Raw genomic sequence first — 26771 nt, forward strand, 5'->3', positions numbered from 1 at the left:
TGAAAAACCCGCGCCGTTTCGGGCGCGGGCTTGCAGCCTCTAATCTGGGACTCAGTAAGGCGACCGGCACTGCCGGCGCGGACCGTAGTTGGGCTGGTAAGTGTTGTCAGAAGCGCGATAGCTCCGATAACGGTCATAGCACCACTGCACGTGGGCATCGCCACGATAGACACGATTCTGGTTGACGATCGCGCCGGTAATCAGCGCTCCAGTAGCAAACGCAGCCAGCGGGAACCAGAAATCGCCGTGACGGCGATAGCCGCGACGATATTCGCGATAGCCGCGATGGCCACGCCAGTACATGCCTTCGTCACGCGAAAAATTGCGACGGAAATGGCGACGCGAGAAATCGCGATTGAAACCCCGGTGCCTCCGCCACGGCTCGTATTGGACGGTCTGGACATTCGAGGTGAGCCCCTGGGCCGGGGGCGCATAGCTGGGCTGAGCGTTGACTGGCACGATCTCCGCGGCAGCGAATGAGATCGAAAGAGTGGTCGCCAGCAGGCCCGACATGATCCTATTCATGGTCTTCTCCTTGAAACGCATGTCCCTTATCGCGGGAAACGGGCAGGCTGCGCAAATTGTTCCGCCAAAAATCCCAAGTTGCTGATCCGCAAAGGTTCTTCCGATTCGTTGCTTGCGCTTGTCCCGCAAAGCGCGAGCTTCGGTCTTGCGCGAGAACGAGGCCGTTCCGTCGACGCCGAAGCGCTCCGCAAGGCATGATGACACTGCAGGACAGTCCGGTTTGCGAGCCGTCTTTTCCGGTTGACCGGCAGAGGCACTCTCCCTATGTTCCGCGCAATTTCGAGGGCGGCCTTTCTGAGCCCGCGGGAGCGCGTAGCTCAGCCGGTAGAGCAACTGACTTTTAATCAGTAGGTCATGGGTTCGAATCCCATCGCGCTCACCAAAATCAAAAGTGTCCAACCCGGAGACATAGGTAACAGATTGTACCTAAGACTTGGGTGACAACCTCGTGCCGAACGCATGCAGTGGCTTTAGCCGCCCGCCCCATCGTCCAGCATGGTGCCTGTGAGTGCCTCATAGGCCTTGCTGCACAGCTGAGAACCCGGACAATCCTTCACGATAAGCACTGGCGCCACGGTAAGAACCGCTGCGGCAAGGATTTGTACACCGAGACGGGTAGCGCTTACCTTCCTGCCCAACACACCGGCCAAGAAAAAGTAGAGACCCTGGGCCATGCAGGCTGCCGTCAGAATGCCCAAAAGCGTGCTGGTCGCTCTTGCGAAGGGCGTTATGTAGCCGTCGGGAAAACCCGACATGCCGAGATCCATCGACCATTGCAGCGCCAGTATGACGCTCAGCGCTGACCAGACGAGGGCCGTCGTGCGAGTGAACAGCGTCTGCTTTGGTTTGTTGCTCGGATCGGCCATCGGGATCACGTCGGGATTGCTTGCCGTGACATGCGCAAGCTCTCGGTCAGATCAGTGAGACGTTGCCGCCGGCGTGGCGTTCGAGCCGGCCGGCGAGGTCGAGCTCCAGCAGCACCATGAAGACTTGCGCGGGATGCAGGCCGGTGTGGCGGATGATCTCGTCTACCGCCACCGGCGTCGGGCCGAGCGCCTCGACGACGCGGTCGCGGTCGTCCTCGCGCGGCGGCGGCGTTGCCGAAAAGTCGGGCGGCTCCTCAAGCGGCGATGTCCTTGGGGCCCAGGCGCCGACCAGCGGGGCGATCGCACTGGTGATATCGGCGGCCTCGGTGACAAGGGTTGCGCCATCCTTGAGCAGGCCATTGGCGCCGGCAGCGCGCGGATCGAGCGGCGAACCGGGAACGGCAAAGACCAGCCGGCCCATCTCGCCGGCAAGCCGGGCGCTGATCAGTGAGCCGGAGCGCTGTGCGGCCTCGACCACCACCAATCCCAATGCAGCACCGGCGACGAGCCGGTTGCGGCGCGGAAAATCCTGTGCGCGCGGCTGCCAGCCAAACGGCATTTCGGAAATGATGGCGCCGCCGCGCTCGGCGATCTCGTCGCACAGGCCGGCATTTTCGGGCGGGTAGGGCAAATCGAGGCCGCCGGCGAGCACGCCGATTGTGCCAGTCGCAAGGCTGCCCTGGTGCGCGGCCGTATCGATGCCGCGCGCCAGGCCGGAGACGATGCCATAGCCGTCGCGGCCGAGATCGGCCGCCAGCATCCGCGCCATCTTGATGCCGGCCAGCGATGCGTTGCGAGCGCCGACGATGGCGACCGCTGGCAAGCGGAACACCGCGCTATTGCCCCTGACCGCGAGCAGCGGCGGCGGATGATCCATGCTTTTCATCAGCGGCGGATAATCCGCTTCGCCGATGCCGACGAAGCGGGCGCCAGCCCGCCGGGCGGTCTCCAGCTCCGCCTCGGCCTCGGCAATGGACGGGATGCGGACGATTTTTTTGGCGCCACCCGAAATCATCAGCTCGGGCAGCATCGATAGCGCTGCTTCGGCCGAACCGAACCGGTTGATCAGGTCGCGAAAGGAAGCCGGGCCGACATTCGGCGTGCGGATCAGACGAAGCCAGCTCAGCCGCTGCCGGTCGCTGAGGCGCGGCCCGGCGTCGGGCTCGCTCACTCCTTGGCCCCGATCTTACCCTCGGTGCCGGCAAGCAGCCGCGCAATGTTGGCGCGGTGCTTTACGATGACGATTAGGCTCATCGCCGCGAAAAGCCCGGCAATCTGCGGCGTGCTCAGGAAATACAGCGCCATGGGCACCACGACTGCTGCCGTCAATGCCGCAAGCGAGGAGAAGCGGAACAGGAAGGCCACCGCCAGCCAGACGACGGCGAAGATCAGCGCCGCCTGCCAGGCAAGGCCGATCAGCACGCCAAGGTAAGTGGCGACACCCTTGCCCCCCTTGAAGCCGAGCCAGACCGGAAAGAGATGACCTAAAAACGCGCCGAAGCCGGCCCAAAGTCCGAGCTCGGGCGCAAAGCGACCTGCGATCAGCACCGCCGCGGTGCCTTTAAGGGCGTCGAGCAGAAGCGTGGCCGCGGCCAAGCTCTTGTTGCCGGTGCGCAGCACATTGGTGGCGCCGATGTTGCCGGAGCCGATGTTGCGCACGTCGCCGAGGCCGGCGGCACGGGTGATCAGCAGGCCAAACGGGATCGAGCCGAGAAGATAGCCGAACACCAATGCCAAGACGGGACTGTAAGCCATTGTTCCCCCGAACTTTCCTTGGCTGAGCGGATTTTAAGCCGTGACGCCTGTTTTCGTCCTAGGCCGAAAACACTGTGCGGCCCGCCACCATCGTTTGCAAGACCTTGCCTTGCAGTCGAGCGCCTTCGAAACAGGTGTTTTTCGAGCGTGAGCGGATGCCGCTCTCGCTGACGACCCATGGCTCGTCCAGATCGACGAGCGAAAGGTCGGCCAATGCCCCCGGTTTCAGCGTGCCGCCGGGCAGGCCGAACAATCTTGCCGGCGCGGTCGACAGTGTCTCGACCAGCCGGAGCAGCGTCACGTCGCCATTGTGATAGAGCCGCAGCGCTGCGCCTAGCAGCGTTTCCAGGCCGATGGCGCCGGCCGCGGCATCGGCAAAGGGAAGGCGCTTGGTGTCGACGTCCTGCGGGTCGTGCGAGGAGACGATGAGATCGATGGTGCCGTCCTTGATCGCTTCGATCATCGCCAGCCGGTCTTCCTCCGCGCGCAGCGGCGGCGTCAGCCGGAAGAAGGTGCGGTACTCGCCGACATCATTCTCGTTGAGCGACAGATTGTGGATCGACACGCCTGATGTGACATTGGCGCCATCGGCTTTCGCGCGCGCTACCGCGTTTGCCGCCATAGCCGTCGAAATCTTGGCAGCGTGATAGGCGCCGCCGGTCAGGCGAGCCAACGCGAGATCGCGCTCCAGGGGGATCGATTCGGCTTCGCGCGGAATGCCGGGAAGGCCAAGCCAGCTTGCGTAAAGGCCTTCGTTCATCACGCCGGCCGAAGCGAGGTCGGCGTCTTGGGTTTCATGCGCGATGACGCCACCGAAATCGCGCGCATAGGTCAGCGCGCGGCGCATCACCAGCGCGCTGGCAATCGAATGCCGGCCATCGGTGAAGGCGACCGCGCCGGCCTCGCGCAGCAGGCCGAATTCGGTCATTTCGCGGCCTTCCAGCCCCTTGGTGATCGCTGCTGCCGGCAAGATGTTGACGATTGCGGTGTCCTTGGCGGTGCGCAGCACGAACTCGACCAGTGCGACATTGTCGATCACCGGGTCGGTATCGGGCATCATGACGATTGAGGTGACGCCGCCGGCCGCCGCAGCGATGCTCGCCGAAGCAATGGTCTCCCGGTGTTCGCCGCCGGGTTCGCCGATGAAGACGCGCGCGTCGATCAATCCAGGGATGATAGTCTTGCCGGCGCAGTCGATGATGGTGGCGCCTTCGGGCGCGCCCTGGTTCAAAGCCGCCTTGCCGGCGGCAACGATTTTGCGGCCTTCGACGATGACGGTGCCGACCTCATCGATGCCGCGCGACGGGTCGACGATGTGGGCCCGGCTGAAGACCGTTATGCTCATCAGGCGCGGCCCTCGTGGTTTCGACGGGGGTCGAGCAGCGCTTCCATTACCGCCATGCGCACGGCGACGCCCATCTCAACCTGTTCCTGGATAACGCTTTGCGGGCCGTCGGCGATCTCGGAGGCGATCTCGACGCCGCGGTTCATCGGGCCGGGATGCATGACCAGCGCACCGTCCTTGGCCGCCTTCAGCTTCTCCGCGTCGAGGCCGAAATAGCGGAAATATTCGCGCACCGACGGTACGAAAGCGCCTTCCATGCGTTCGCGCTGCAGGCGCAGCATCATCACCACGTCGGCGTCCTTCAGACCCTCGGCCATGGAACGGGTGACGACGACGCCCATCTTCTCGATGCCGGCGGGCAAAAGCGTCGAAGGGGCGACGACTCTGACCTGGGCACCAAGCGCGTTGAGCAGGATGATGTTGGAGCGGGCCACGCGCGAATGCAGGATGTCGCCGCAGATCGCCACGATCAGCTTCGACAACGGACCCTTGACGCGGCGGATGGTCAGTGCGTCGAGCAGCGCCTGGGTAGGGTGCTCATGGGCGCCGTCGCCGGCATTGACCACCGAACAGCCGACTTTTTGGGCGAGAAGTGCTGCCGCGCCGGCCGATTGATGGCGGATGATCAATATGTCGGGACGCATGGCATTCAGCGTCATCGCCGTATCGATCAGCGTCTCGCCCTTTTTCACCGACGAACTCGCTACGGACATGTTCATGACGTCGGCGCCGAGCCGTTTGCCGGCCAGCTCGAATGACGATTGCGTACGGGTCGAGGCTTCGTAGAAGAGATTGATCTGGGTGCGGCCGCGCAGCGTCGATGTCTTCTTGTCCGACTGCCGCGAGATGGCAACGGCCCTGTCCGCCCGGTCGAGCAGAAGCTCGATGTCGGCAGGGGAAAGATCGCGGATGCCCAGAAGATGGCGGTGGGGATAAAGCGGCAGGGACGATGCGTCGGTCATCTCAAGTCGCTGCTATAGGGGGGAGGCTCCGCGGCTGCAAGCACCGGCTTGGGATTGGATTGGTTCTCCCCGGTATTTTCGTCGCGCGCCGCTGGCCATAGGCTATAAACCGCCTTGGCTTTGGATTCGCAGCCTTCAGGTGATAAGGACGAAGCGTGACTGACGACGTGACCAACCAGCCGCCGCCGCTGGCCGGCGGCAACGCCTGGCGGGGCGATCCGTTGCTGATCCAGCTTGCCGAGCGCTTTTCCGATCCGGTGCGCAAGGACCTCGATGGGCTTGGCCGTTTCGTTCTGACCCATGAGGCGCAGGAACTGGCCCGTCTTGCCAATGTCGAGATGCCGAAGCTCAGGACCCATGACCGCCAGGGCCGGCGCATTGACCAGGTCGAGTTCCATCCCGCCTATCACGCGCTCATGCGCCGCTCTGTTGCCAACGGGCTGCATTCGTCGGTCTGGGAGAATGGCGACGCCGAGATCGGCCGCCGCCACCAGGTGCGCGCTGCACGCTTTTACCTCACGGCTGAGCTCGAGACCGGACATCTCTGCCCGATCACCATGACCAGCGCTTCGCTGGCAGCGCTGATGGCCAGCCCGAAGCTGTTTCGCGAATGGGCGCCTCGGGTGACGACGCGCAAATACGATCAAAGCCAGAAGCCTCCGGTCGAAAAAGCCGGGCTGACGCTCGGCATGGGCATGACCGAGAAGCAAGGCGGCACCGATGTCCGTGCCAACGTCACCAGGGCCGAGCGCGCCGGCAGCGGGTTTTATCGCCTGACCGGCCACAAATGGTTCATGTCGGCGCCGATGTCGGATGCCTTCCTGGTGCTCGGACAGGTGCCGGAGGGACTGTCGTGCTTTCTCGTTCCCCGCTTGCTCGGCGACGGATCCGGCAACGGTTTCCGTTTTCAACGGCTGAAGGACAAGCTCGGCAACCGATCCAATGCCTCGTCGGAGGTGGAATTCGTCAATGCCATCGGCGAGATGGTCGGCGAGCCCGGCGCGGGCGTGAAGACGATCATGGACATGGTGACCCTGACGCGGCTCGACTGTGCCGTCGCCTCATCGGCGATCATGCGGGCCGGACTGGCCGAGGCCGTCCACCACACGCGGCACCGCAAGGTGTTTGGAACCAATCTGATCGAGCAGCCGCTGATGCAGCGTGTGCTGGCCGATATGGCGCTCGACGTTGCCGCCGCTACCGCGCTGTCGTTCCGGCTGGCGCGCTCCTTCGACGAGGCGGCCGGCGACCGCGGCGAGGCGGCCTTCGCCCGCGCCATGACGCCGGTCGTCAAATACTGGGTCTGCAAGATTGCGCCGCCGCTGCTCTATGAAGCGATGGAGTGCCTCGGCGGCAATGGCTATGTCGAGGAGGGGCCGCTCGCCCGCTACTATCGCGAAGCTCCGGTCAACGCGATCTGGGAGGGATCCGGCAACGTCATGGCGCTCGACGTGCTACGTGTGCTGGGGCGTGCACCCGGCCTGTTCGATGACGTGCTGGCCGGCATCGACCGCGATCTCGGCGCCGGCGGACGCGGCACCGTCGGCGTGCTCAAGGCGGCAATGCAGGTCGCTGCAACCGACGAGGGCTCGGCGCGGCTCTTGACCGAGCAATTGGCATTGTCGGCGGCGGCAGCAGAGCTTCGCAGGCTGGGGGCAGGGCGGATCGCCGACGCCTTCGTCGAAACGCGCCTCGCCGGCCAGTGGCGCAATACCTATGGCATGATCGATTCCCGCCATGATGCGCGCATGATCATCGATACGCTCTACCCGCCGATCAACTAAGGGCCGTCGCCCAATTCGCTGCCGCTCTCGCGACCCTGTGGATGGCCGTTAACCTTAACGAATGGTTTCCATTGCGGCGGCCGGTGGCAAAGCCCAGTGTTATGGTTAAGGCAAGGATTGTTCAGCTTGAGCGGCTTTGCCCTGCGAAGCAGGAGCGTCATGCGGCATATTCTGAGCTCTTTTCTGGCATTGCATTGGGCGGCCGTTTTCGCCCTGCTGGCGTTCATTTGCATCGACGGGAATCGAGGCGTGGCGACGGCCCTTGGCGTACTGGGCGTTCCCGTCCAGAACACTCGATTTGCCGATCTCGAAAACGCCGTCGTTGTGGCGCCGCTCGCCGTGGCACTGCTTGTCGTCGCGGTGCTGTTCTGCTGGGCCTTTGTTGAAGCACTGACCAGCGACACGACCAACCCGGATCCCGCCGATAGCGTCATGCGAATCGCCTTCATTTCCGCCTTGGGCGTGCTGTCGCTGATCGTCATCGGCGGCGCCGCGCAAGGCATCAATGGGCTGTTCATGATTGTCGCGGTGCAATTGGCGGCACTTCTGGCGTCCTATGTCGCGATGCTCGCGGAGCGGCGGTCGACCGTTGCCGCGGCAGTTCCAGGGACCGGGGAAATCCGAGCGGCCGCGCATGTCATGGCCAAGGCAGCGGCGCATAATTCCTCGCTTGCCCGCATTTCCGGCCGGCTGGATTCGAGGGATGACCGCTGATGCGCACCTTGTTCGCGCTGTGGGCGGCTCCGCTCCTCTTGTTTTGGGGCTGGTTCTTTCTGTCGCTCAACGACATCAATTTCGGCTATGTCATCCTGAGCCGCCAATTACACGATCTCGTCTTCCAGCTCTATGGACAGATGCTCGGCGTTGATCCGGCGCTTATTCCGGGCATGGTGGCGAAAGCTTGCGTGTTCGATGGGCTGCTGCTGGTGGCGTTCTGGGCATTTCGCCGCCGCAAGGCGATTGGTGGCTGGATCACGGCGATGCGCAACCGCTATTTCGACCAGGCATCGACGCCGAGCGCCTGAAGCCGGTCGAGAACACCTTGGAGGATAAAAGCGGCCGCCGCAGAATCGATCTTGCCGGCGCGTTTCTTGCGGGAAAAATCCATCTCGATCAGCGTCCGCTCGGCCGCCACCGTCGACAGCCGTTCGTCCCAAAAGAGGAAGGGCAGATCGGTCAATCCAGCCATGTTGCGCACGAAAGCGCGGGATTTTTGGGCGCGCGGGCCTTCGGAGCCGTCCATGTTGATGGGGAGGCCGATCACCACGGCGCCGGCATTTTCCTTCTGTAGCAGAGCGAGCAGCACTGCGGCATCGAGCGAGAATTTCCTGCGCATGATGACAGGGCGCGGGTGGGCGAACGACAAGCCGCGGTCGGAAACCGCCACGCCGATTGTCTTGTCGCCGAGGTCGAGACCGGCCAGGGTCTTGCCGCCGCCAAGCCGGGCCGGCAACTCCTCGATGGTGATGATGCCCAACGGCTTTTCCTTTGACCGCGACGCCGCACGTCCTATACGCGCAAAGCGTGCGCGGCACTTTAATTTCGCCGTCGGCGTTCTATCCTCTACCGAAGCAAAAATCGAGGAAAGCATTGATGAAACTGACCTGGTACGGACATTCGGCATTCCGAATCGAAATCGAAGGCGCGAAAATCCTCATCGACCCCTATCTGGTCGGCAATCCGTCATGGACGGGCGGCTGGGAAGGGCCGGCCGAAGGGATCACGCACGTGTTGCTCACCCATGGCCACAGCGACCACATCAGCGGCGCCATCGAAGTGCTCAAGAAGAGCGGCGCGATGCTGGTCGCCAATTTCGAGATTTGCATGTACCTGGTCGGCAAGGGCGTCGGTGACAAGCAGATCAATCCCGGCAATATCGGCGGCACCGTCGATTGCGGCGGCTTCACCACCACCTTCGTTCAGGCTCTGCATTCATCGTCCTTTCCGGGCGAGGGTGGCCAGAATACCTATCTCGGCAATCCTGGTGGGCTCGTCCTGCACTTTCCCGAGGACAAGACGCTTTATCATATGGGCGACACCGACATTTTTTCCGACATGGCGCTGATCAACGAGTTGCACGAACCGAAGATCGGCATCGTGCCGATCGGCGACCGCTTCACCATGGGTGGCGCGGTAGCAGCCCTTGCCTGCCAGCGTTTCTTCAAGTTCGAGACGGTCGTTCCCGCTCACTTCGGCACATTTCCGATGATCGATCAGACCGCCGACAAATTCGTGGCCGGGCTGGATGGATCGGGTGTGAAAGTTGCGTTGCCGAAGATCGGCGAGACGATTACGGTGTAAAGAAAGCCGGTCCGGAACGATACGATGCGCTTGAGAAATTCTCTTTGCATTTCCATGCTGGTTGCCGCGTCGCCGACGCTGGCCGCGGAAAATTTCATCGAGGGCGTCTATCTGCAATCGGAGGACCTCTGCGCGCAGGCCAAAAAGGATACGCTGCAGACGGTGATCGAGGGCGGCAATATCGTGCTGTCGGCAAATGGCCTGGAAAGCATCGAATATAATTGTGAATTCCTGCAGATCACCAAAGCGACACGCTCACCAAGCTGGGCGGTGACCGCTATATGCCAGGAGCCGGGCTACGTCTTTCCCGATGTTCTCTCACTGACACAGATGAGCCCGAAGCAGATCGACTTGGTATCGGTTCGGCCTGCCGCCGACGAAGGCGAGCAGAGCGGCAACGGCGGCAGTTATTTCCTCTGCGACGGCGTGGCGATGCCATAGGGCAGTTGAAGGCACGATGCATGTTGCGCGGCACGCGCCGCGCCGCTATAGCGCTGGTTTTCCCCGAGGCACAAACATGTCCGTTGATATAAAAACCGTGAAGCGCGTCGCGCATCTTGCCCGTATTGCGGTGAGCGAGGAGGATGCAGAGCGCATGACCGGCGAATTGAACGCCATTTTGGGCTTTGTCGAGCAGTTGAACGAGGTCGATGTTTCCGGCGTCGAGCCGATGACCTCGGTCACGCCGATGGCAATGAAAAAGCGCCAGGACGTCGTCACCGACGGCGGCAAGGCAGCCGACATCGTCGCCAATGCACCGGCGACCGAAGAGAATTTCTTCCTTGTGCCTAAGGTCGTGGAGTAGCTGGCCGATGGCAATCGAGATCGCCACGGAGACGCCGCTGCAGGACGATGTGCGTGGGCTGGTCGAGGAGCTCAACGCCACATTGCTGGAGCTGACGCCGCCGGAGCATTGCTACCATTTGACGGTCGAGCAGATGGCGGACCGCGACACGACCGTCTTCATCGCCCGCGACAACGGCCTTGCCATCGGTTGCGGCGCACTGAAGCGCCACGATGCTGTCGTAGGCGAGGTCAAGCGCATGTATACGCGACCTTCGCATCGCGGCCACAAGATCGGCGCGAAGATTGTCGAGCGTATCGAGGCGCTGGCGCGCCAAGAAGGGCTTAAGCGTCTGGTGCTGGAGACGGGCGACCGTCATCCCGCCGCCTGGACCGTCTACGAACGCGCCGGTTTTTCGCGTTGCGGCCCGGTACTGGATTATCCCGATTCCGAGTGGTCGGTGTTTTACGAAAAGAGCCTTGCCTGATGAGCGACCTTACCCAGCTGACGATTTCGCAGGCCCGCGCCAAATTGCGCTCCAGGGAGATCACCGCCACCGAAATCACCGAGGCTTATCTATCGGCGGTCGAGCGAGCCAATCCGGCGCTCAATGCCTACGTCGTGGTCACCGACGACAAGGCGCGCGACATGGCCAAGGCCTCCGACGCGAAACTGGCCAAGGGCGAGGGCGAGTCGCTCGAGGGTATCCCGCTCGGCATCAAGGATTTGTTCGGCACCGAAGGTGTCCACACCCAGGCCTGCAGCCATGTGCTGGATGGCTTCAAGCCGCGCTATGAATCGACTATCACCGCCAATCTTTGGGCGGATGGCGCCGTCATGCTCGGCAAGCTCAACATGGACGAGTTCGCCATGGGCTCGTCCAACGAGACCTCGTATTACGGGCCGGTCATCAACCCGTGGCGGCGTTCGCGCCTCGACACGGTGGTGATGCCGACGACGCATCAGGGCGAGGGCGGCTTCGTTTCGGCGGGCGGCACCAGGACCGCGCGCACGTTGGACAATGCCCAACTGGTGCCGGGCGGTTCGTCCGGTGGCTCCGCATCAGCGGTCTCGGCCTTCCTGTGCGCCGGCGCCACCGCCACCGATACCGGCGGCTCGATCCGCCAGCCCGCCGCCTTCACTGGCACAGTCGGCATCAAGCCGACCTATGGCCGCTGCTCGCGCTGGGGGATCGTAGCCTTCGCCTCGTCGCTCGACCAGGCCGGGCCGATCGCGCGCGACGTGCGCGATGCCGCGATCCTGTTGAAGTCGATGGCTTCGGTCGACCCGAAGGACACGACGTCCGTTGACCTGCCGGTGCCGGACTACGAGGCGGCGATCGGCCGCCCGATCAGGGGCATGAAGGTCGGCATTCCCAAGGAATATCGTGTCGACGACATGCCCGCGGAGATTGAGGCGCTGTGGCAGAAAGGCATTGCCTGGCTGCGGGATGCTGGTGCCGAGATCGTCGATATCTCGCTGCCGCACACCAAATATGCGCTGCCGGCCTATTACATCGTGGCGCCGGCCGAAGCCTCGTCCAACCTCGCTCGTTACGACGGCGTCCGCTATGGGTTGCGCGTGCCCGGCAAGGACATTGTCGACATGTATGAAAAGACCCGCGCCGCCGGCTTCGGGCGTGAGGTCAAGCGCCGCATCATGATCGGCACCTATGTGCTTTCCGCCGGCTATTACGATGCCTACTATCTGCAGGCGCAGAAAGTTCGCAACCTGATCAAGCGCGATTTCGAAAATGTGTTCGCAGCAGGCGTCGACGTCATCCTGACGCCGGCAACGCCTTCCGCTGCCTTCGGCATCGCCGACGAGGACATGGCCGCCGACCCGGTCAAGATGTATCTCAACGACATTTTTACGGTGACGGTGAACATGGCCGGCTTGCCCGGCATAGCGGTTCCAGCCGGGCTCGACGCCAAGGGGCTGCCGCTCGGCCTGCAGCTGATCGGCCGGCCCTTCGACGAGGAAACGCTGTTCCAGACCGCCCATGTCATCGAACAGGCGGCGGGCACATTTCAGCCGGAAAAATGGTGGTAGGATCGTTTCTCATCTTGAGGGGGTGAGGGATGTTCTTCTATGTCTCCAAGGTTCTCGGGTTCTTCGTCGAGCCGTTGAATCTCGCGATCTTCCTGCTGCTGGCGGGGCTGATCGCGGCGATGTTCGGGCGGCGACGGTTGGCGACCGCCGGCAGCGCTCTTGCCTTCCTCATTCTGGCGGTTTCGATATGGAGCCCGCTCGGCCCCATGATGCTCAATCGGCTGGAGGAACGCTTCCCCAGGCCGCCGCTGCCGGAAAAGGTTGACGGTATCATAGTGCTTGGCGGCAGTCTGGATGGCGCCGTCAATCTGGTGCGTGGCGGCTATGAAATGAACTCCAGCGGCGACCGGATGGTCGAGGCGGCCGTGCTGGCGCGGCGGTTCCCGACAGCGAAAGTCGTTATCTCCGGTGGCAGCATCGAAACGTTCCGCGGCGGCGAAGGCGATGCAGATACCGCGCCGCGTTTTTTTGCCGCTTTCGGCGTGGCGGCCGATCGGCTGATCCTCGAGAACAAATCCCGCAACACCTACGAGAACGCTGTCTTTACCAGGGAACTGGTGACGCCGAAACCGGGCGAGACCTGGTTGCTGGTGACCTCGGCCTTCCACATGCCACGCGCCAAGGCGCTGTTCGACAAAGCCGGTTTTTCGACCGTTCCGTGGCCGGTCGACTATCGCACTTCCGGCAAGGAAAGCATCGGCACCTTGCCTTATCCCGGCGACTGGCTGGAGGTCACCACTGTTGCGATCCGCGAATGGATAGGGCTCACCGCTTATTGGCTGTCGGGCCGCATCGATCGGCCTTTCCCCGGACCGGGCGGCTGACCGAGCACCGCCTGCCGCGCCGCCGAGAAAAACTGGCGGCGCACCAGTACCGCCAGAAGCAGCAGCGTCGATAGCACGAAGACGGTGGGATCGACGAACCAACCAAGATAGCCGATCGAGAAGAACACGCCGCGCAGGCCCGAATTGAAATGCTTTCCGGCCAGCATGTTCATGCGCGCGGCACGCCACACCGCCGTTTCGGTGACCGGATTGCGCGACGCCTCGCCATGTGGAATCGGCACGGCGCCGATCAGGATCGAGCAATAGTTGAACAGCCGGTAAGCCCAGCCGAACTTGAAGAAGGAAAAGGCCAGGATCAGCACCAGCCCGAACACCTTCGTCTGGAAGGCCGCGCGTGAGGACGTGGCGCCAAACGGCAGGTCGCTCAGCACGGTCAGAACCTGATCGGAGGCGCCGAGCAGGGCAAAACAGCCGCCGATCGCAATCAGCGAACTGGAGGCAAAGAAGGCGGTCCCCTGTTGCAGCCCGCTCATGATAGCGGTGTCGACGATGCGGATCTCGCGTTCGGCCATGGTCCGCATCCAGGCCTCGCGCTGCGCGTTCATAGCCCTCGTCAGCGACATGCGGCTGACCAGCATTCCGTCGGCGGCGAGCGTATGCAGCACCCACGCGGTAAGGAAGAACCCCAGCGCCGCAAGGTCGGCCGTCGATAGGTGAAAGGAATCGCTCATGCGTTGCTTTTACCACAGGCGGAGGGGGCGCTTCGATGGTCGAAGCTGGAATGTCGCTGCCGGAGCAAACAAGGTCGGCAGGTGCAGCGCCGCGGTCCTTAAAACAGCGGAAAACATCATGGGAATTCCTATATGTAGACCTCAACAGGGTCCCAGGAGAAAACGCCCACGTGTTCCTTTCGGTTTTCGACTTGTTCAAGATCGGCATCGGCCCATCGAGTTCGCACACGATGGGGCCGATGACGGCCGCGCGGCGGTTTCTCGACGAGATTGCGGGAGACGACTGGCCGCGCCCGGCCGGCGCCAAGGTCGACCGGATCGCGGCCAGCCTGCATGGCTCGCTCGCCTATACCGGCATCGGCCATGGCTCCGATCGTGCCGTGGTGCTCGGCCTCGCCGGCCAGACGCCGCAGACGGTGGATCCCGACCTAGCAGACGGCATCGTCGCTCGCATCGCCGCCGAGAAGCGGATTTCGCCGCGCGGCCATTCGTCCTACCGTTTCGACCCGGCAACGGATCTTGTGCTGGATCGCAAGACGCCACTGCCGGGTCACGCCAACGGCATGGCCTTCTCTGCCTATGATGCCGGCGACCGGTTGCTGCTGAGGCGCGTCTACTATTCGATCGGCGGCGGCTTTGTCGTTTCTGAGGAAGAATTGCAGCGGATGAAGGCGAGGGGCTCGGCGACAACCGAAGGCAAGAAGGTTCCATATCCGTTCAAGAACGCCGTCGAAATGCTGTCCATGGCAGCGAAAAGCGGGCTTTCCATTGCCGAGATGAAGCGCGTCAACGAGGAGACGCAGATGTCGCGCGGGGAGCTCGACGCCGGCCTCGACGGCATCTGGAGCGCCATGAAGGGCTGCATCGAGCGCGGCCTGTCGCAAGACGGCATCATGCCGGGCGGACTCAAGGTGCGCCGCCGTGCCCGGATGCTGCACGACAAGCTGCAGGAGCAATGGCAGCAGAACCGGCCCAACCCGCTGCTCGCCAACGACTGGCTGTCGATCTATGCGATGGCGGTCAATGAGGAGAACGCTGCCGGCGGCCGTGTCGTCACCGCGCCAACCAATGGGGCGGCCGGCACTCTGCCCGCAGTGCTGCGCTACTGGTTGCATTTCCATCCCGAAGCCGACCAGCCCAGCATCCGCGATTTCCTGCTGACGGCGGCGGCGGTCGGCGGCATCATCAAAACCAATGCTTCGATCTCGGGGGCGGAAGTCGGCTGCCAGGGCGAGGTCGGTTCGGCTTCGGCAATGGCTGCGGCGGGATTGTGCGCCGTCATGGGCGGCACGCCCGAGCAGGTCGAGAATGCTGCCGAGATCGCGCTGGAACATCATCTCGGCATGACCTGCGATCCGGTCGGCGGCCTGGTGCAGGTGCCGTGTATCGAGCGCAACGCGCTTGGTGCCGTCAAGGCGGTGACCGCCGCTTCGCTGGCCATCAAGGGCGACGGCGTTCATTTCGTGCCGCTCGATGCCGCGATCGAGACGATGCGCCAGACCGGTCTCGACATGAACGAAAAGTACAAGGAAACCAGCCTTGGCGGATTGGCCGTCAATGTCGTGGAGTGTTGAGCGCCAATCTGGCGGCATGGACCACCACTGTGGAGAAGTCGATCAGGCCGTTGACGCGTTCGCGTGCTGGACTAAACCTTAAACGATGTCTCTCAATCTCATAAAGCTTTGCGTCGGCTGTGACAGCGTCGAGGATCTGGAAGAGTGGATTGCCTTCCGTCTCGACGAGCGGCGCCGCGCCGGCGAACCGGCCGAGCACTACCACACCACCCGCATGGTGCCGACGCGTGGCGCCGAGATTACCGGCGGCGGCTCGCTCTACTGGGTGATCAAGGGCAATGTCCAATGCCGCCAGCTGATCACCGAAATCCGGCCCTTCACCGATGACGAGGGCATCGGCCGTTGCCATCTGATCCTCGATCCCGAGGTCGTGCGCACTGACTGGCAACCGCGCCGTGCATTCCAGGGGTGGCGCTACCTGAAGCCGGCGGACGCGCCGGCCGATCTCGGCAAGGGCAAAGCCGGGCTGATCGAGATGCCGCCGAAGCTCAGGCGTGAGCTTGCCGATCTCGGCCTGCTCTGACGCCAAGAAACGCAACGCCAAGACCACCAGCCGAAGCGTTGTCCGCAGGTGCCATCATCACCGGTCCTCCAGGTCGCCTCATCTGGGCTTGCAAGCCGGGGAACAACGCCACATCTTGAATGTCATGAGCGACAAGAAGCAGCCCGTGTCTGCAAAGGCCAATCCTGCGCCGGTCGAGTCTCAATCGAGCACCGGCGAGATCGACGCGTTTCTCCGTCAGGCAAGGACGCTCGCTGCATCCGCCACCGGTTCAGGTAGGCTGATCCTGTCCCTCGACGCGACGATGAGCCGCCAGCCGACCTGGGATCTCGCCTGTGCGCTGCAGGCCGAGATGTTCGACGCCGTCGGCAAGGCCGGGGCGCTCAAGGTTCAACTTGTCTATTTTCGCGGCCTTGGCGAGTGCCGCTCGTCCGCATTCGTCACCGATACCGAAGCTCTGAAACAGCTGATGACGCGCATCGACTGCCGCAGCGGCCATACCCAGATCGGCAAGGTGCTCGCCCATGCGCTGAAACAGACGGCGGCGGCCAAGGTCAACGCGCTGGTCTATATCGGCGACGCGATGGAAGAAAACATAGATGATCTGGCCGAAAAGGCCGGCAGCCTCGGTCTGCACGGCGTTCCTGTCTTCGTCTTTCAGGAGGGCCATGATGCCGCTGCGGAAAAGGCGTTCAAGGAAATTGCGCGGCTGTCGAAAGGGGCCTGGTTCCGGTTCGATCGGCGGGCTGCCGCGACGTTGGCCGGCCTGCTTTCGTCTGTCGCCGTGTTTGCGACCGGCGGGCTGAAAGCACTGGAGGCCCGGGGCAGGCCGGAGGATCGGCTGATGATCGAGCATATGCGGGGCGGCGGAAACTGATGGGCGCGATTATCGCTTTCGTAGCATTGCTTCTGGTGTTTCTCGGCACGGTCACTGTCTTCCTGCGCGCCGATCCGGCGAAGCTTGCAGGCGGCATGAGGACGCTTGGACCTGTGCTGCTCGGGCTGGTCGGCGTCGCCGTGCTGCTGGTCGGGCGCGAGGGCATCGGCGGCTTGATCCTGTCGGCTGCGCTCGCCTGGTACGGCTCCATGCGCATGAATCGGCCGGCGGCAAAACTGGCACCAGGCAAGCGTTCCACAGTTCGTACGGCGGCGCTTGAGATGGAACTCGATCACGATACCGGCGGCCTCGAAGGCCTTGTGCTGGCTGGGCGCCATGAAGGCAAGATGCTTGGCTCGATGGGGCTTGCCGAATTGCAGCAACTCTATCGCGAACTCTCCGGCGATCCGGAGAGCCGCCAATTGCTAGAGACGTATCTTGACGGCAGATTTCCCATCTGGCGCAAAGACGCTGATGCGAATGGTGGCGAAGGGCTGGGTGTTGCGCCAGGTTCTGGCGCCATGACTAAGGAGGAGGCCTACAAGATCCTTGGTCTTGAAGCGGGGGCTGCCGCGGCGGATGTCCGCAAGGCGCACCGCCGCCTGATGCAGCGCCTGCACCCCGATATCGGTGGCACGTCTTTCCTGGCGGCGCGGATCAATGAAGCCAAGGACGTCTTGCTCTCCAATCACAACTAGTCTCCTTCGACGCAGAACTTCGGGAAAGATATCGTTTCGCGCGCCGCTTACTGCTGGACGGCGTAGCACTCGATCTTCTTCTTTTTCAAAGCGTTGCAGGCTTTCCAGGCAGCCGTCTTCGAACCGAAACCACCGAACCGGGCGCGGTAGTAGGTGACACCGTCCTTGTCGAAGGCGACGGTGAAACCGGAGGCATCGGTCAGAACGGAGGGCGCCTGCTTCGTCGCCTTGTCGAGGAAAGCCTTCGCTTCGGCCTGTTTTGGCGAAGAGGCGACCTGTATTGCCCAGCCGGATGGCACCGACGCCGTGCTGACCGGATCGACCTCTGCCGCCGGTTCGGCATAGGCTGCGGCGACCCGGGCTGTCGCCACGTCGTCCACCGTCGACACAGCCGTCGTCTTGACCCTCTTGGCCTGAACGACCGGAGCGGTCTCTTCAACGACGGGCGCATTTTCCTCGACAAGAGAGGCAACGGCATGGTCGTCCGGCTTACTGTCCGGTGTCGGCGCGTCATGCTTCGGTAGAAGCACCTTGGCCAAGGCTGAAATCGGATTGCCGCCGGCCTTGGCAACCAGCACGCCGCCGCCGCGCGACGACGCCTGCGGCATGTAGGCATTGATCAACCCGGCCATCTGGCTGTCGCGGCTGCCGCCGGACCTGCCGCCCATGACCACCGCTACGATGCGCCGATCGCCATCCGAGACCGAGGAGACCAGATTGTAACCGGAGGCGCGGGTGTAACCGGTCTTGATGCCGTCGACGCCCTTGATGCGTCCGAGCAGACGATTGTGGCCGTTGATGCGCTGCCGCCCGTAAAGAAAGGAGCGCTGCGAGAAATAGCCGTAATATTGCGGGAAATGCTCTCTCAGGGCGATGCCGAGCATCGCCATGTCGCGCGCGGTCGTGAACTGGCCGGGATCAGGCAAGCCGTTGGCGTTGCGGAAAACGGTTCCCCTCATGCCCAGCGCCCGCGCCTTGGCGGTCATCATGCGGGCGAAATTGGCTTCGTTGCCGCCGAGCATCTCGCCAAGCGCTGTTGCGGAATCGTTTGCCGATTTGGTCACCATCGACAGGATCGCGGTCTCGACCGTGACCGAGCCGCCCCGCTTGACGCCGAGCTTCGTCGGCGGTTCGGCAGCGGCATTGGCCGAGAACACGACCGGGGAATTCTTGCTGATCCTGCCCTTCGCCAACGCCTCGAACGTCAGATAGAGCGTCATCATCTTGGTAAGCGACGCCGGATAGCGCCGGCCATCGGCGTCCGACGAATAAAGCACCTTGCCGGTCTTGGCATCGATGACGATGGCCGCCGACTTGGCCGCCATGGATGAGGCCGCGTCCGCGACGACGAAGCTCATCGCCATGGCGAGGATCATGATCGTTTTGAGGGGGGACGCGGATTTGGAAACGAAGCCCGACAACGCCTTACGCACTGATAGTTCCTTTGAATTTCCGTTGCCTTGGAGGCGGCAAAGGGTCCTGCCTCACCTCCGGCCACGCTAACGCGGGCAGCGTTACCAATCCGTTTATGGTAACCGCCGCGTTCACCATTTTCTGTGGGATTGAGCTTCTCTTTATTCGAATCTTAGCGATTGCCGGCAGCTCACGATCCGCATTGCCGCGGGAATCTTGACTTTTGTGCACTGCACAATATATTTACACGCATTGCACAACGCGGCCCGGACAAGCCGCGTCTATCGTCCAAGGCAACCGTTCAAGGGAATGCGTGAAATGACCCAGACCTATGAAGATTTCAGCAAATACGGCAAGGAATTTGCGGACACCGGATTGAAGAGCTTCGCCTCGCTGTCCAAGGGTGCGCAGGCTATCGCCGCCGAGGCGGGCGAGTACACCAAGAAAAGCTTCGAAGCCGGTAGCGCCGCTGTTGAGAAGCTCTTTTCCGCCAAGTCGCTGGACAAGGCGATCGATATCCAGTCCGACTATGCCAAGCAGTCCTACGAGAGCTTCGTCACCGAAGCCACCAAGCTTGGCGATCTCTATGCCGAACTCGCCAAGGAAGCCTACAAGCCGTTCGAATCGATCGTCGCCAAGGCGAAGTAAATTCGACGAACATTCCGAGCCGGCCCCTGGGCTTGCAAAGACAGACCCGGTCGCGAACGCGCGGCCGGGTTTTTTCATGCCAGCTCGAAATCGGGGGCCTGCGGTCTTCACGATTTGAAAAATCGGTCAAGTTTGGCCACCTAGCCATATTGTCAGCTAAACAGAAGGGCTTAAAATCGTCCATCGAACACCTACATGTCGAGCATGCATGAGGATTCGAAAGAGGCAGGACTACGTGACTACAGGTTTGACTGCCACGAGCTACGTGGTGCGAATGCAGAACGGCAGCAACGGCAATGAGGCCGGTCGCGGCACGGCCGTCATCACGCGCACAAAAACCAAGACCAAGAAGCCCAGTCTGTATCGGGTCCTCATTCTTAACGACGACTACACACCCATGGAATTCGTGGTCCACGTGCTGGAGCGCTTTTTCCAGAAGGACCGCGAAGCCGCCACACGCATAATGCTTCATGTTCACAATCATGGGGTGGGCGAGTGCGGGGTCTATACATTCGAGGTGGCCGAGACCAAAGTGGCTCAGGTCATGGATTTCGCCCGACAGAATCAGCATCCGCTGCAATGCGTGATGGAGAAGAAGTGAGGTAACATGCCGGCTTTCTCCCAAGGCCTGGAAAAGGCGCTTCACCAAGCGCTGACGCTCGCCAATGAGCGGCACCATGAATATGCAACCCTTGAACATTTGCTGCTCGCCCTGATCGACGACACCGAGGCGGCGGCCGTCATGCGTGCCTGCAACGTCGATCTCGACGAGTTGAAGCATACGGTCCTCACCTATATCGACACCGAGCTCGACAACCTCGTCACCGGCTACGATGAAGATTCCAAGCCGACTGCCGGTTTCCAGCGCGTCATCCAGCGCGCGGTGATCCATGTGCAGTCGTCAGGCCGCGAGGAGGTGTCCGGCGCCAACGTGCTCGTCGCCATCTTCGCTGAGCGCGAGAGCCACGCCGCTTACTTCCTGCAGGAACAGCAGATGACCCGCTACGACGCGGTCAACTACATCTCGCATGGCATCGCCAAGCGCCCCGGCGCTTCCGAGACGCGGACGCCGCGCGGCGCCGACGACGAGCAAGGCAGCCAGAGCGGGGCCGAGCCGCAAGAGGAAGGCGGCAAGAAGAAGCAGCAGCAGGACGCGCTGACTGCCTATTGCGTCAACCTGAACAACAAGGCCAAGGCCGGCAAGATCGATCCATTGATCGGTCGCGAGAGCGAGATCAACCGGACCATCCAGGTGCTGTGCCGCCGCTCCAAGAACAACCCGCTCTATGTCGGTGATCCCGGCGTCGGCAAGACGGCGATCGCCGAGGGCCTCGCCAAGCGCATCGTCGAGGGCGACGTTCCCGAAGTGCTGCACAATGCCACCATCTTCGCGCTCGACATGGGCACGCTGCTGGCCGGCACCCGTTATCGCGGCGATTTCGAGGAGCGACTGAAGCAGGTCGTCAAGGAGCTCGAGGACTATCCCGGCGCCGTGCTGTTCATTGATGAGATCCACACCGTGATCGGGGCAGGGGCCACCTCTGGCGGCGCCATGGATGCATCGAACCTGTTGAAGCCGGCGCTGTCGTCCGGCGCGATCCGCTGCATCGGCTCGACCACCTACAAGGAGTTCCGGCAGTTCTTCGAGAAGGACCGCGCGCTGGTGCGGCGCTTCCAGAAGATTGACGTCAACGAGCCGACCGTCGAGGACGCCATCGAGATCATGAAGGGCCTCAAGCCCTATTTCGAGGAGTTCCACAAGGTTCGCTACACGAGCGAGGCGATCAAGGCTTCGGTCGAGCTCTCGGCGCGTTACATCAACGACCGCAAGCTGCCGGACAAGGCGATCGACGTGATCGACGAGACCGGCGCCTCGCAGATGCTCGTGCCGGAAGCCAAGCGCAAGAAGACCATCGGCATCAAGGAGATCGAAGCGACGATCGCCACGATGGCGCGTATCCCGCCGAAGACGGTTTCCGCCGACGACGAGAAGGTGCTGCAAGGTCTCGACATCGAGTTGAAGCGCGTCGTCTACGGCCAGGACACCGCGATCACCGCGCTGACTTCGGCCATCAAGCTGGCGCGGGCCGGCCTGCGGGAACCGGAAAAGCCGATCGGCTCGTACCTGTTCTCGGGTCCGACCGGTGTCGGCAAGACGGAAGTGGCCAAGCAGCTCGCCGCCTCGCTCGGCGTGGAGCTGATCCGCTTCGACATGTCGGAATATATGGAACGCCACACCGTTTCACGGCTGATCGGCGCGCCTCCCGGCTATGTCGGCTTCGACCAGGGCGGCCTTCTGACCGACGGCGTCGACCAGCATCCGCATTGCGTGCTGTTGCTGGACGAAGTGGAGAAGGCGCATCCGGATCTGTTCAACATCCTGTTGCAGGTCATGGATCACGGCAAGCTGACCGACCACAACGGCAAGCAGATCGACTTCCGCAATGTCATCCTGATCATGACCACCAATGCGGGCGCGTCCGACGCGCAACGCGCGGCCATCGGTTTCGGTTCGACCAAGCGCGAAGGCGACGATGTCGAAGCGATCAACCGGCTGTTCACGCCGGAGTTCCGCAACCGTCTCGATGCGATCATTCCGTTCGGCTCGCTGCCGGTGCCGGTCATCCATCAGGTGGTGCAGAAGTTCGTCATGCAGCTGGAAGCGCAGCTTTCCGAGCGCGGCGTGACATTCGACCTGTCGCAGGAGGCGATCGCATGGCTGGCCGACAAGGGCTATGACGAGCGCATGGGCGCCCGGCCGCTTGGCCGTGTCATCCAGGAGCACATCAAGAAGCCGCTGGCCGACGAGGTGCTGTTCGGCAAGCTCAAGAAGGGCGGTACGGTGCGTGTCACCGTCGAGAAGAAGGAAACCGGCGAGACCGGCCTGAAGCTCGAATCGCTCGCCGACGAGGCGCCGGTGAAGCCGAAGAAGGAAGAGCCGGACGACGCGCCGAAGGCCAAGAAGGCGGTGGCGAAAAAGCCCGCCGCGAAAAAGGCGGTGGCGCAGAAGCCGGAGCCCAAAGGTAAGGACGGTGGCAAGCGCAGCCTTGTGCCGCAACTGCCGCGTAAGAACTGACGAACCAGCCAGTAAAAAAGCCCCGGAAACGGGGCTTTTTTTGTGACACCTTCCGGTTAAGCACCCGGCGCCCGCCGGAGCGGTTTGCGCCGGTTCAGCTTGCCAGCGCCATCCGTATCTTGCCGGCGTTCTCGGCCAGGACTTCAGGCTTTTCCATCTGTCCGCTGTGCGGTTTCAGGGGAATGCCCTCGAAGCGCGGAATGACATGGACGTGAAGGTGAAAGACAGTCTGCCCCGAAGCTGGTTCGTTGAACTGCATGACCGTGACGCCATCGGCATCGAAGGCCTTCTTTACGGCCCGCGCAACTTTCTGGACGTGAGCGAAGAGCGGGCCAAGCACCGCCGGATCCGCGTCGAGCAGGTTGCGCGACGGCGCTTTCGGCACCACCAGCGTGTGACCCTGTCCTTGCGGCATCACATCCATGAAGACAATGACCACGTCATCCTCGTAGACGCGGTGCGAAGGGATTTCTCCGCGCAGGATTTTTGCGAAGATGTTGCTGCTGTCATAGGTTGCTTCGGCCATGGCGCGCGCTCCGGTTCTTGGCTCGCTGTCTCGTGTAGCGAAGCTGTTCCGGGCGGGCAAGACGATCGGTCGACATCGGCCGTGCCGGCCCGCTCGGCTGAGCGATTGGGGCTCGCTACTCTACTCCGCCATGTCCTTGCGGAACGGGGTGTGCTCTTCCAGATATTCGCTCATCCGCTCGACTTCGCGCCGCTCGCGTTGGAGGTAGTCGGCCACTGCATTGCGCAGACCTGGATGGGCGATGTAGTGCGCCGAATGCATCGTCACGGGCCGGTAGCCGCGCGCCAGCTTGTGCTCGCCCTGCGCACCGGCTTCAACCACCTTCAGCTTGCGCGAGATGGCGAAATCGATCGCCTGATGGTAGCAGACCTCGAAATGCAGGAACGGGTGGTCCTCGATGCAGCCCCAATTGCGGCCGTAGAGCGCGTCTGAACCGATGAAGTTGATGGCACCTGCAATGTAGCGCCCGTTGCGTTTGGCCATGACCAGCAGGATGTCGTCGGCCATGCGTTCGCCGATCAGCGAGAAGAAATCGCGGTTGAGGTAGGGCCGGCCCCATTTCCTGCTGCCGGTATCCATGTAGAACGCGAAAAAGTCGTCCCAGGCCTTTTCGGTCAGATCCTTGCCGGTCAGCCAGTCGATCGAGATACCGTCGGCGAGGGCCTCGCGCCGCTCTTTCTTCATTGCCTTGCGCTTGCGCGAGGCTAACGTTGCGAGAAAATCGTCGTAGCTCGAAAAGCCTTCGTTGAAGAAGTGAAACTGCTGGTCGGTGCGATGAAGGAAGCCGGCCGCCGCCAATATCTGGACGTCATCCTCCGGCGCGAAAGTAACATGCGCGGAAGACACGCCGAGCTTATCCGTCACCGCCTTCAGGCCGGCCGCAAGACCGGCCTTGACGGTGGGGCTGTCCTCGCCCCTGCCGACCAGCAGGCGAGGGCCGGTGACGGGTGTGAACGGCACCGCGCATTGCAGCTTCGGATAGTAGCGCCCGCCGGCGCGTTCGAACGCGTCCGACCAGCCATGGTCGAAGACATATTCGCCCTGGCTGTGCGACTTCAGATAGCAGGGGACCGCCCCGAGCAGCTTGCCTCGCGCGGTTTCCAGCCTGAGGTGATGGCCTTGCCAGCCGGTGCGCCGAACAGCGCAGCCGGAATCTTCCAGCGCGCTCAAAAAAGCGAATGAAACAAGCGGGTTGTAGCCGTATTCTGCATCGCCGCGTGTAGTGCCGCCGAGGCTGTCCCATTCAGCGCTGGTAAAGGCGCCGATGCCCGCGGCGATGCGGATCGACAGCTCCGCATTCGCCGTTTGTCTTTCGCAGTCGTCCCCTTGATCCATGAGGCTTACTTAAGCTCGCTGCGGACCCATACAAGCCCGCTCAGGCGAGCCGTACCAGATCGGGCTCGAATCCTTCGAACGTCATCTGGTCGGCATATTTGAAGGTCAGGTCGACGGCAGGCTGGTCGTGCACGGTCCAGGTGATCACCGGCATGCCGAGTCTCTCTCGCACGAAGGAGACGAACCGGTTCGGCAGGTCGCCGGCAGCGTAGGAGGTGAAGGCGATGTCATGCGCCAGCATGGCGAAATGCGCCTCGATCAGGTGGTTGTCGTTGCCGTAGGCGGTCAACCCGCCGGGTATGCCGGGTGCATATTTCGGGAACTCGCGGATCAGCCAATGGTCGAACGACATGATCGCGGTCTTGCCCTTGTAATGCTTGAGCATCTTGCCGACGCTTTCGACCAGGCCTTCGTCGTGCCCGGCAGCACCTTTCAGCTCGACAACCATCGGCACACGGCCGTCGACCAGATCAAGCGCCTGCTGCAGCGTCGGCAAATGGTCGGCGGTGCCGCCGACCTTCAGCGCCGTGATCTCGGCAGCCGTACGCTGCCAGACGAAGCCGTCCTCGCCGGTCAGCCGCCGCAGATCGCCATCGTGGATGATGACGGGGACGCCGTCGGATGATAGGTGCACGTCGCATTCGATCGCGTAGCCGCGCTCGGCCGCCGCAGCGAAGGCGGAAAGGGTGTTCTCCCAGCGCGTCTTGTTCATGTCGTGGAGGCCGCGATGGGCGACGGGCCGGGCGGTCAGCCAGGAAAGATCGGTCATGGTTGCAGTCCCGGTCATTCGACTTCGAAGATCGCTTCGATTTCCACTGCGGCATTAAGCGGCAGGGAGGCGGTGCCGACGGCGGAGCGAGCGTGCTTGCCGCGATCGCCGAGCACGGCGGCGAGAAAATCCGAGGCGCCGTTGGCAACCAGATGCTGTTCGACAAAATCCGGTGCCGAGGCGACGAAGACGGTGATCTTCACCAAGCGACGGATTTTCTCGAGATCGCCAAGTGCCGCCTGAGCCTGGGCCAATATGTTGATCGCACAGTATTTTGCGGCTTCCTTGCCGGTCGCGGTGTCGACATCGCGGCCAAGCAGTCCGCTCGCCTGGAGCTTGCCCTCCTTGAGCGGCAACTGCCCGGCGGTGAACAGCAGATTGCCGGTCCGGCAATAGGGCACGTAATTGGCGGCGGGCGCGGCGGCGGCCGGCAGCGTCACGCCGAGATCGCTTAGCCGCTTTTCGATTGTTTCGCTCATGCTATTTCCCTATTGCTTGAAGGTGCCGCGCAGGCCGGGCCGAAATTGCTATTTTTGCCTCGCTTCCGCCACGACTTTTTTTAAGCTGGACCATCTTTCCATGCGGCTTGCCATTAGCCGCGATGATCGGAGCACCCCATGCGCGCAACGCGCCTCGCATTCAACGCCGTTCTCTTGACAGCGGCTTCCTGGGCGGCTCCCGCTTTTGCGGTGCCTGCGCTGCAGGCGCATCGTGCTGTTTACGACATTTCACTCGACAAGGCTTCAGACCGTTCCGGCATTACCGGCATCACCGGCCGCATGGTCTACGAGTTCAACGGCTCGCCTTGCGAGGGCTATACGGTAAAGTTCCGTTTGGTGACCCAGATCGTAACCAGCGACAACACCAGGCTGACCGACCAGCAGATGACCACCTTCGAGGATGCCGAGGGCAAGACCTTCTCCTTCGTGAACAAATCCTTTGTCGACCAGAACCTCGACAAGGAGGTCAAGGGTACCGCAACGAAGGAAGCCAACGGTCTCAAGGTCGATATCGACAAGCCCGAGAAGAACAGCCTGGAACTCGCGCCGACCCAGTTCCCGACCCAGCAAATGGTCGAAATGATCGGCAAGGCGGAAAAGGGCGAGCGTTTCTACGAAACCAACCTGTTCGACGGCTCTGAGGATGCCAACAAGGTGGTGACCACCACCGTCGTCGTCGGCAAGCAAGCCGATGCCGACAATGCCGATCCGGAAGCGCCGGCGCTGGCCAAGCTCGCCACCGACAAATACTGGCCGGTCGACATCGCCTATTTCGATGATGCCGACAAAGGCGGCGAGGAGGTGCCGGAATACCGGATCAGCTTCAAGCTGCACAAGAACGGCATCACGCGCGATCTCGTCATGGACTATGGCGAGTTCTCGATGACCGGCAAACTGGTCAATCTGTCGCTGTTCGATCAGCCAAAGACCTGCCCGTCTAAATAAGCTCGAGTGAACGGCAAG

The 26771-nt window shown here is 62.5% G+C and carries 30 protein-coding genes and 1 tRNA gene; 18 read left to right on the forward strand and 13 right to left on the reverse strand.

Annotated elements, in window-relative coordinates; genetic code table 11:
- Positions 1-51: 51 nt before the first annotated feature.
- Complete coding sequence (locus NKI29_RS01920) at positions 52-546, reverse strand: BA14K family protein (RefSeq protein WP_352795425.1); 495 nt, start codon at positions 544-546, stop codon at positions 52-54.
- Between the two features lie 285 nt (positions 547-831).
- On the opposite strand from NKI29_RS01920, the gene NKI29_RS01925 reads away from it, so the two are divergent.
- Positions 832-907 (forward strand) — tRNA-Lys (locus NKI29_RS01925).
- A gap of 88 nt (positions 908-995) precedes the next feature.
- On the opposite strand, the gene NKI29_RS01930 is transcribed toward NKI29_RS01925, so the two are convergent.
- The 5 genes from NKI29_RS01930 to NKI29_RS01950 are packed head-to-tail and all read right to left on the reverse strand — an operon-like array spanning position 996 to position 5453.
- The gene (locus NKI29_RS01930) at positions 996-1391 is read right to left on the reverse strand and encodes a hypothetical protein (RefSeq protein ID WP_352646487.1); all 396 of its coding nucleotides are present in this window, start codon (positions 1389-1391) and stop codon (positions 996-998) included.
- 46 nt (positions 1392-1437) lie between these two features.
- The gene (gene dprA / locus NKI29_RS01935) at positions 1438-2562 is read right to left on the reverse strand and encodes a DNA-processing protein DprA (protein ID WP_352540581.1); all 1125 of its coding nucleotides are present in this window, start codon (positions 2560-2562) and stop codon (positions 1438-1440) included.
- On the reverse strand, positions 2559-3146 hold the full coding sequence (plsY, locus tag NKI29_RS01940; protein WP_352455728.1) for a glycerol-3-phosphate 1-O-acyltransferase PlsY: 588 nt from the start codon (positions 3144-3146) through the stop codon (positions 2559-2561). Before plsY ends, dprA begins: the two co-directional genes overlap by 4 nt.
- A 58-nt stretch (positions 3147-3204) precedes the next feature.
- The gene (locus NKI29_RS01945) at positions 3205-4491 is read right to left on the reverse strand and encodes a dihydroorotase (RefSeq protein ID WP_352795426.1); all 1287 of its coding nucleotides are present in this window, start codon (positions 4489-4491) and stop codon (positions 3205-3207) included.
- Complete coding sequence (locus tag NKI29_RS01950) at positions 4491-5453, reverse strand: aspartate carbamoyltransferase catalytic subunit (protein ID WP_352795427.1); 963 nt, start codon at positions 5451-5453, stop codon at positions 4491-4493. Before NKI29_RS01950 ends, NKI29_RS01945 begins: the two co-directional genes overlap by 1 nt.
- A 155-nt stretch (positions 5454-5608) precedes the next feature.
- On the opposite strand from NKI29_RS01950, the gene NKI29_RS01955 reads away from it, so the two are divergent.
- The 3 genes from NKI29_RS01955 (at position 5609) to NKI29_RS01965 (ending at position 8262) form a co-directional block, all read left to right on the forward strand.
- The gene (locus NKI29_RS01955) at positions 5609-7237 is read left to right on the forward strand and encodes a DNA alkylation response protein (protein WP_352455730.1); all 1629 of its coding nucleotides are present in this window, start codon (positions 5609-5611) and stop codon (positions 7235-7237) included.
- Between the two features lie 159 nt (positions 7238-7396).
- Positions 7397-7951, forward strand: a complete 555-nt coding sequence (locus NKI29_RS01960; protein ID WP_352646491.1) for a hypothetical protein — start codon at positions 7397-7399, stop codon at positions 7949-7951.
- A complete protein-coding gene (locus NKI29_RS01965; protein WP_352448794.1) occupies positions 7951-8262 on the forward strand; it encodes a DUF6105 family protein in 312 nt (103 codons plus the stop codon). The genes NKI29_RS01960 and NKI29_RS01965 overlap by 1 nt, the downstream gene beginning before the upstream one ends.
- Here NKI29_RS01965 and ruvX read toward each other — a convergent pair.
- Positions 8229-8714, reverse strand: coding sequence for a Holliday junction resolvase RuvX (ruvX, locus tag NKI29_RS01970; RefSeq protein WP_023674907.1), 486 nt, complete (start codon positions 8712-8714; stop codon positions 8229-8231). The genes NKI29_RS01965 and ruvX overlap by 34 nt on opposite strands.
- Before the next feature lie 116 nt (positions 8715-8830).
- Here ruvX and NKI29_RS01975 point away from each other — a divergent pair, with 116 nt between their 5' ends.
- From NKI29_RS01975 to NKI29_RS02000, 6 genes are all read left to right on the forward strand, one after another.
- Entirely contained in the window at positions 8831-9538 is a 708-nt protein-coding gene (locus NKI29_RS01975; RefSeq protein WP_352620060.1) for a metal-dependent hydrolase, read from the forward strand.
- A gap of 24 nt (positions 9539-9562) precedes the next feature.
- Positions 9563-9979: a hypothetical protein gene (locus NKI29_RS01980; protein ID WP_352471669.1), complete on the forward strand. Its 417-nt coding sequence runs from the start codon at positions 9563-9565 to the stop codon at positions 9977-9979.
- A 76-nt stretch (positions 9980-10055) separates the two neighbouring features.
- The gene (gene gatC, locus NKI29_RS01985; RefSeq protein WP_023674910.1) at positions 10056-10343 is read left to right on the forward strand and encodes an Asp-tRNA(Asn)/Glu-tRNA(Gln) amidotransferase subunit GatC; all 288 of its coding nucleotides are present in this window, start codon (positions 10056-10058) and stop codon (positions 10341-10343) included.
- Between the two features lie 7 nt (positions 10344-10350).
- Entirely contained in the window at positions 10351-10809 is a 459-nt protein-coding gene (locus NKI29_RS01990; RefSeq protein ID WP_352620059.1) for a GNAT family N-acetyltransferase, read from the forward strand.
- On the forward strand, positions 10809-12374 hold the full coding sequence (locus NKI29_RS01995) for an amidase (RefSeq protein ID WP_352624901.1): 1566 nt from the start codon (positions 10809-10811) through the stop codon (positions 12372-12374). The genes NKI29_RS01990 and NKI29_RS01995 overlap by 1 nt, the downstream gene beginning before the upstream one ends.
- Before the next feature lie 29 nt (positions 12375-12403).
- Positions 12404-13198, forward strand: coding sequence for a YdcF family protein (locus NKI29_RS02000; RefSeq protein ID WP_023674913.1), 795 nt, complete (start codon positions 12404-12406; stop codon positions 13196-13198).
- Here NKI29_RS02000 and NKI29_RS02005 read toward each other — a convergent pair.
- Positions 13147-13890, reverse strand: a complete 744-nt coding sequence (locus NKI29_RS02005) for a DUF599 domain-containing protein (protein ID WP_023674914.1) — start codon at positions 13888-13890, stop codon at positions 13147-13149. The two genes, NKI29_RS02000 and NKI29_RS02005, sit on opposite strands and share 52 nt — an antisense overlap.
- A 170-nt stretch (positions 13891-14060) precedes the next feature.
- On the opposite strand from NKI29_RS02005, the gene NKI29_RS02010 reads away from it, so the two are divergent.
- The 4 genes from NKI29_RS02010 (at position 14061) to NKI29_RS02025 (ending at position 17541) form a co-directional block, all read left to right on the forward strand.
- Entirely contained in the window at positions 14061-15464 is a 1404-nt protein-coding gene (locus tag NKI29_RS02010) for an L-serine ammonia-lyase (protein ID WP_352624899.1), read from the forward strand.
- Between the two features lie 85 nt (positions 15465-15549).
- Entirely contained in the window at positions 15550-15987 is a 438-nt protein-coding gene (locus NKI29_RS02015; protein ID WP_023674916.1) for a DUF1489 family protein, read from the forward strand.
- 124 nt (positions 15988-16111) lie between these two features.
- Positions 16112-16843, forward strand: a complete 732-nt coding sequence (locus NKI29_RS02020; RefSeq protein ID WP_352593453.1) for a vWA domain-containing protein — start codon at positions 16112-16114, stop codon at positions 16841-16843.
- The gene (locus tag NKI29_RS02025; protein ID WP_352593451.1) at positions 16843-17541 is read left to right on the forward strand and encodes a DnaJ domain-containing protein; all 699 of its coding nucleotides are present in this window, start codon (positions 16843-16845) and stop codon (positions 17539-17541) included. The genes NKI29_RS02020 and NKI29_RS02025 overlap by 1 nt, the downstream gene beginning before the upstream one ends.
- A gap of 47 nt (positions 17542-17588) precedes the next feature.
- Here NKI29_RS02025 and NKI29_RS02030 read toward each other — a convergent pair whose 3' ends face one another.
- Entirely contained in the window at positions 17589-18974 is a 1386-nt protein-coding gene (locus NKI29_RS02030) for a D-alanyl-D-alanine carboxypeptidase (protein WP_352754766.1), read from the reverse strand.
- A 298-nt stretch (positions 18975-19272) separates the two neighbouring features.
- On the opposite strand from NKI29_RS02030, the gene NKI29_RS02035 reads away from it, so the two are divergent.
- The 3 genes from NKI29_RS02035 (at position 19273) to clpA (ending at position 22678) form a co-directional block, all read left to right on the forward strand.
- On the forward strand, positions 19273-19602 hold the full coding sequence (locus tag NKI29_RS02035) for a phasin family protein (RefSeq protein ID WP_352471661.1): 330 nt from the start codon (positions 19273-19275) through the stop codon (positions 19600-19602).
- Positions 19603-19876: 274 nt separating this feature from the next.
- Positions 19877-20203, forward strand: a complete 327-nt coding sequence (clpS, locus tag NKI29_RS02040) for an ATP-dependent Clp protease adapter ClpS (protein WP_023674921.1) — start codon at positions 19877-19879, stop codon at positions 20201-20203.
- A gap of 6 nt (positions 20204-20209) precedes the next feature.
- On the forward strand, positions 20210-22678 hold the full coding sequence (clpA, locus tag NKI29_RS02045; RefSeq protein WP_352742685.1) for an ATP-dependent Clp protease ATP-binding subunit ClpA: 2469 nt from the start codon (positions 20210-20212) through the stop codon (positions 22676-22678).
- Between the two features lie 94 nt (positions 22679-22772).
- Here clpA and NKI29_RS02050 read toward each other — a convergent pair whose 3' ends face one another.
- The 4 genes from NKI29_RS02050 to NKI29_RS02065 form a co-directional block, all read right to left on the reverse strand.
- Complete coding sequence (locus tag NKI29_RS02050) at positions 22773-23204, reverse strand: HIT family protein (protein WP_352754764.1); 432 nt, start codon at positions 23202-23204, stop codon at positions 22773-22775.
- A gap of 120 nt (positions 23205-23324) precedes the next feature.
- On the reverse strand, positions 23325-24539 hold the full coding sequence (locus NKI29_RS02055; protein WP_352705692.1) for a GNAT family N-acetyltransferase: 1215 nt from the start codon (positions 24537-24539) through the stop codon (positions 23325-23327).
- Between the two features lie 40 nt (positions 24540-24579).
- A complete protein-coding gene (locus NKI29_RS02060) occupies positions 24580-25308 on the reverse strand; it encodes a glycerophosphodiester phosphodiesterase (protein WP_023674925.1) in 729 nt (242 codons plus the stop codon).
- Positions 25309-25322: 14 nt separating this feature from the next.
- The gene (locus tag NKI29_RS02065; protein WP_352448812.1) at positions 25323-25787 is read right to left on the reverse strand and encodes a RidA family protein; all 465 of its coding nucleotides are present in this window, start codon (positions 25785-25787) and stop codon (positions 25323-25325) included.
- Positions 25788-25925: 138 nt separating this feature from the next.
- On the opposite strand from NKI29_RS02065, the gene NKI29_RS02070 reads away from it, so the two are divergent.
- Entirely contained in the window at positions 25926-26753 is an 828-nt protein-coding gene (locus tag NKI29_RS02070) for a cell envelope integrity EipB family protein (protein ID WP_023674927.1), read from the forward strand.
- Positions 26754-26771 lie beyond the last annotated feature (18 nt).

Origin of the sequence: Mesorhizobium sp. M0678 (assembly GCF_040320505.1) — a bacterium.
In the GTDB taxonomy this organism is placed as follows: Bacteria; Pseudomonadota; Alphaproteobacteria; order Rhizobiales; family Rhizobiaceae; genus Mesorhizobium.

Coding starts and splice junctions, on each gene's coding strand:
- NKI29_RS01920 (WP_352795425.1), bottom strand. CDS start 546: ATGCGTTTCAAGGAGAAGACCATGAATAGGATCATGTCGGGCCTGCTG.
- NKI29_RS01930 (WP_352646487.1), bottom strand. CDS start 1,391: ATGGCCGATCCGAGCAACAAACCAAAGCAGACGCTGTTCACTCGCACG.
- plsY (WP_352455728.1), bottom strand. CDS start 3,146: ATGGCTTACAGTCCCGTCTTGGCATTGGTGTTCGGCTATCTTCTCGGC.
- NKI29_RS01945 (WP_352795426.1), bottom strand. CDS start 4,491: ATGAGCATAACGGTCTTCAGCCGGGCCCACATCGTCGACCCGTCGCGC.
- NKI29_RS01950 (WP_352795427.1), bottom strand. CDS start 5,453: ATGACCGACGCATCGTCCCTGCCGCTTTATCCCCACCGCCATCTTCTG.
- NKI29_RS01960 (WP_352646491.1), top strand. CDS start 7,397: ATGCGGCATATTCTGAGCTCTTTTCTGGCATTGCATTGGGCGGCCGTT.
- NKI29_RS01965 (WP_352448794.1), top strand. CDS start 7,951: ATGCGCACCTTGTTCGCGCTGTGGGCGGCTCCGCTCCTCTTGTTTTGG.
- NKI29_RS01975 (WP_352620060.1), top strand. CDS start 8,831: ATGAAACTGACCTGGTACGGACATTCGGCATTCCGAATCGAAATCGAA.
- NKI29_RS01980 (WP_352471669.1), top strand. CDS start 9,563: ATGCGCTTGAGAAATTCTCTTTGCATTTCCATGCTGGTTGCCGCGTCG.
- gatC (WP_023674910.1), top strand. CDS start 10,056: ATGTCCGTTGATATAAAAACCGTGAAGCGCGTCGCGCATCTTGCCCGT.
- NKI29_RS01990 (WP_352620059.1), top strand. CDS start 10,351: ATGGCAATCGAGATCGCCACGGAGACGCCGCTGCAGGACGATGTGCGT.
- NKI29_RS01995 (WP_352624901.1), top strand. CDS start 10,809: ATGAGCGACCTTACCCAGCTGACGATTTCGCAGGCCCGCGCCAAATTG.
- NKI29_RS02000 (WP_023674913.1), top strand. CDS start 12,404: ATGTTCTTCTATGTCTCCAAGGTTCTCGGGTTCTTCGTCGAGCCGTTG.
- NKI29_RS02005 (WP_023674914.1), bottom strand. CDS start 13,890: ATGAGCGATTCCTTTCACCTATCGACGGCCGACCTTGCGGCGCTGGGG.
- NKI29_RS02015 (WP_023674916.1), top strand. CDS start 15,550: ATGTCTCTCAATCTCATAAAGCTTTGCGTCGGCTGTGACAGCGTCGAG.
- NKI29_RS02020 (WP_352593453.1), top strand. CDS start 16,112: ATGAGCGACAAGAAGCAGCCCGTGTCTGCAAAGGCCAATCCTGCGCCG.
- NKI29_RS02025 (WP_352593451.1), top strand. CDS start 16,843: ATGGGCGCGATTATCGCTTTCGTAGCATTGCTTCTGGTGTTTCTCGGC.
- NKI29_RS02035 (WP_352471661.1), top strand. CDS start 19,273: ATGACCCAGACCTATGAAGATTTCAGCAAATACGGCAAGGAATTTGCG.
- clpS (WP_023674921.1), top strand. CDS start 19,877: ATGCAGAACGGCAGCAACGGCAATGAGGCCGGTCGCGGCACGGCCGTC.
- clpA (WP_352742685.1), top strand. CDS start 20,210: ATGCCGGCTTTCTCCCAAGGCCTGGAAAAGGCGCTTCACCAAGCGCTG.
- NKI29_RS02050 (WP_352754764.1), bottom strand. CDS start 23,204: ATGGCCGAAGCAACCTATGACAGCAGCAACATCTTCGCAAAAATCCTG.
- NKI29_RS02055 (WP_352705692.1), bottom strand. CDS start 24,539: ATGGATCAAGGGGACGACTGCGAAAGACAAACGGCGAATGCGGAGCTG.
- NKI29_RS02060 (WP_023674925.1), bottom strand. CDS start 25,308: ATGACCGATCTTTCCTGGCTGACCGCCCGGCCCGTCGCCCATCGCGGC.
- NKI29_RS02065 (WP_352448812.1), bottom strand. CDS start 25,787: ATGAGCGAAACAATCGAAAAGCGGCTAAGCGATCTCGGCGTGACGCTG.
- NKI29_RS02070 (WP_023674927.1), top strand. CDS start 25,926: ATGCGCGCAACGCGCCTCGCATTCAACGCCGTTCTCTTGACAGCGGCT.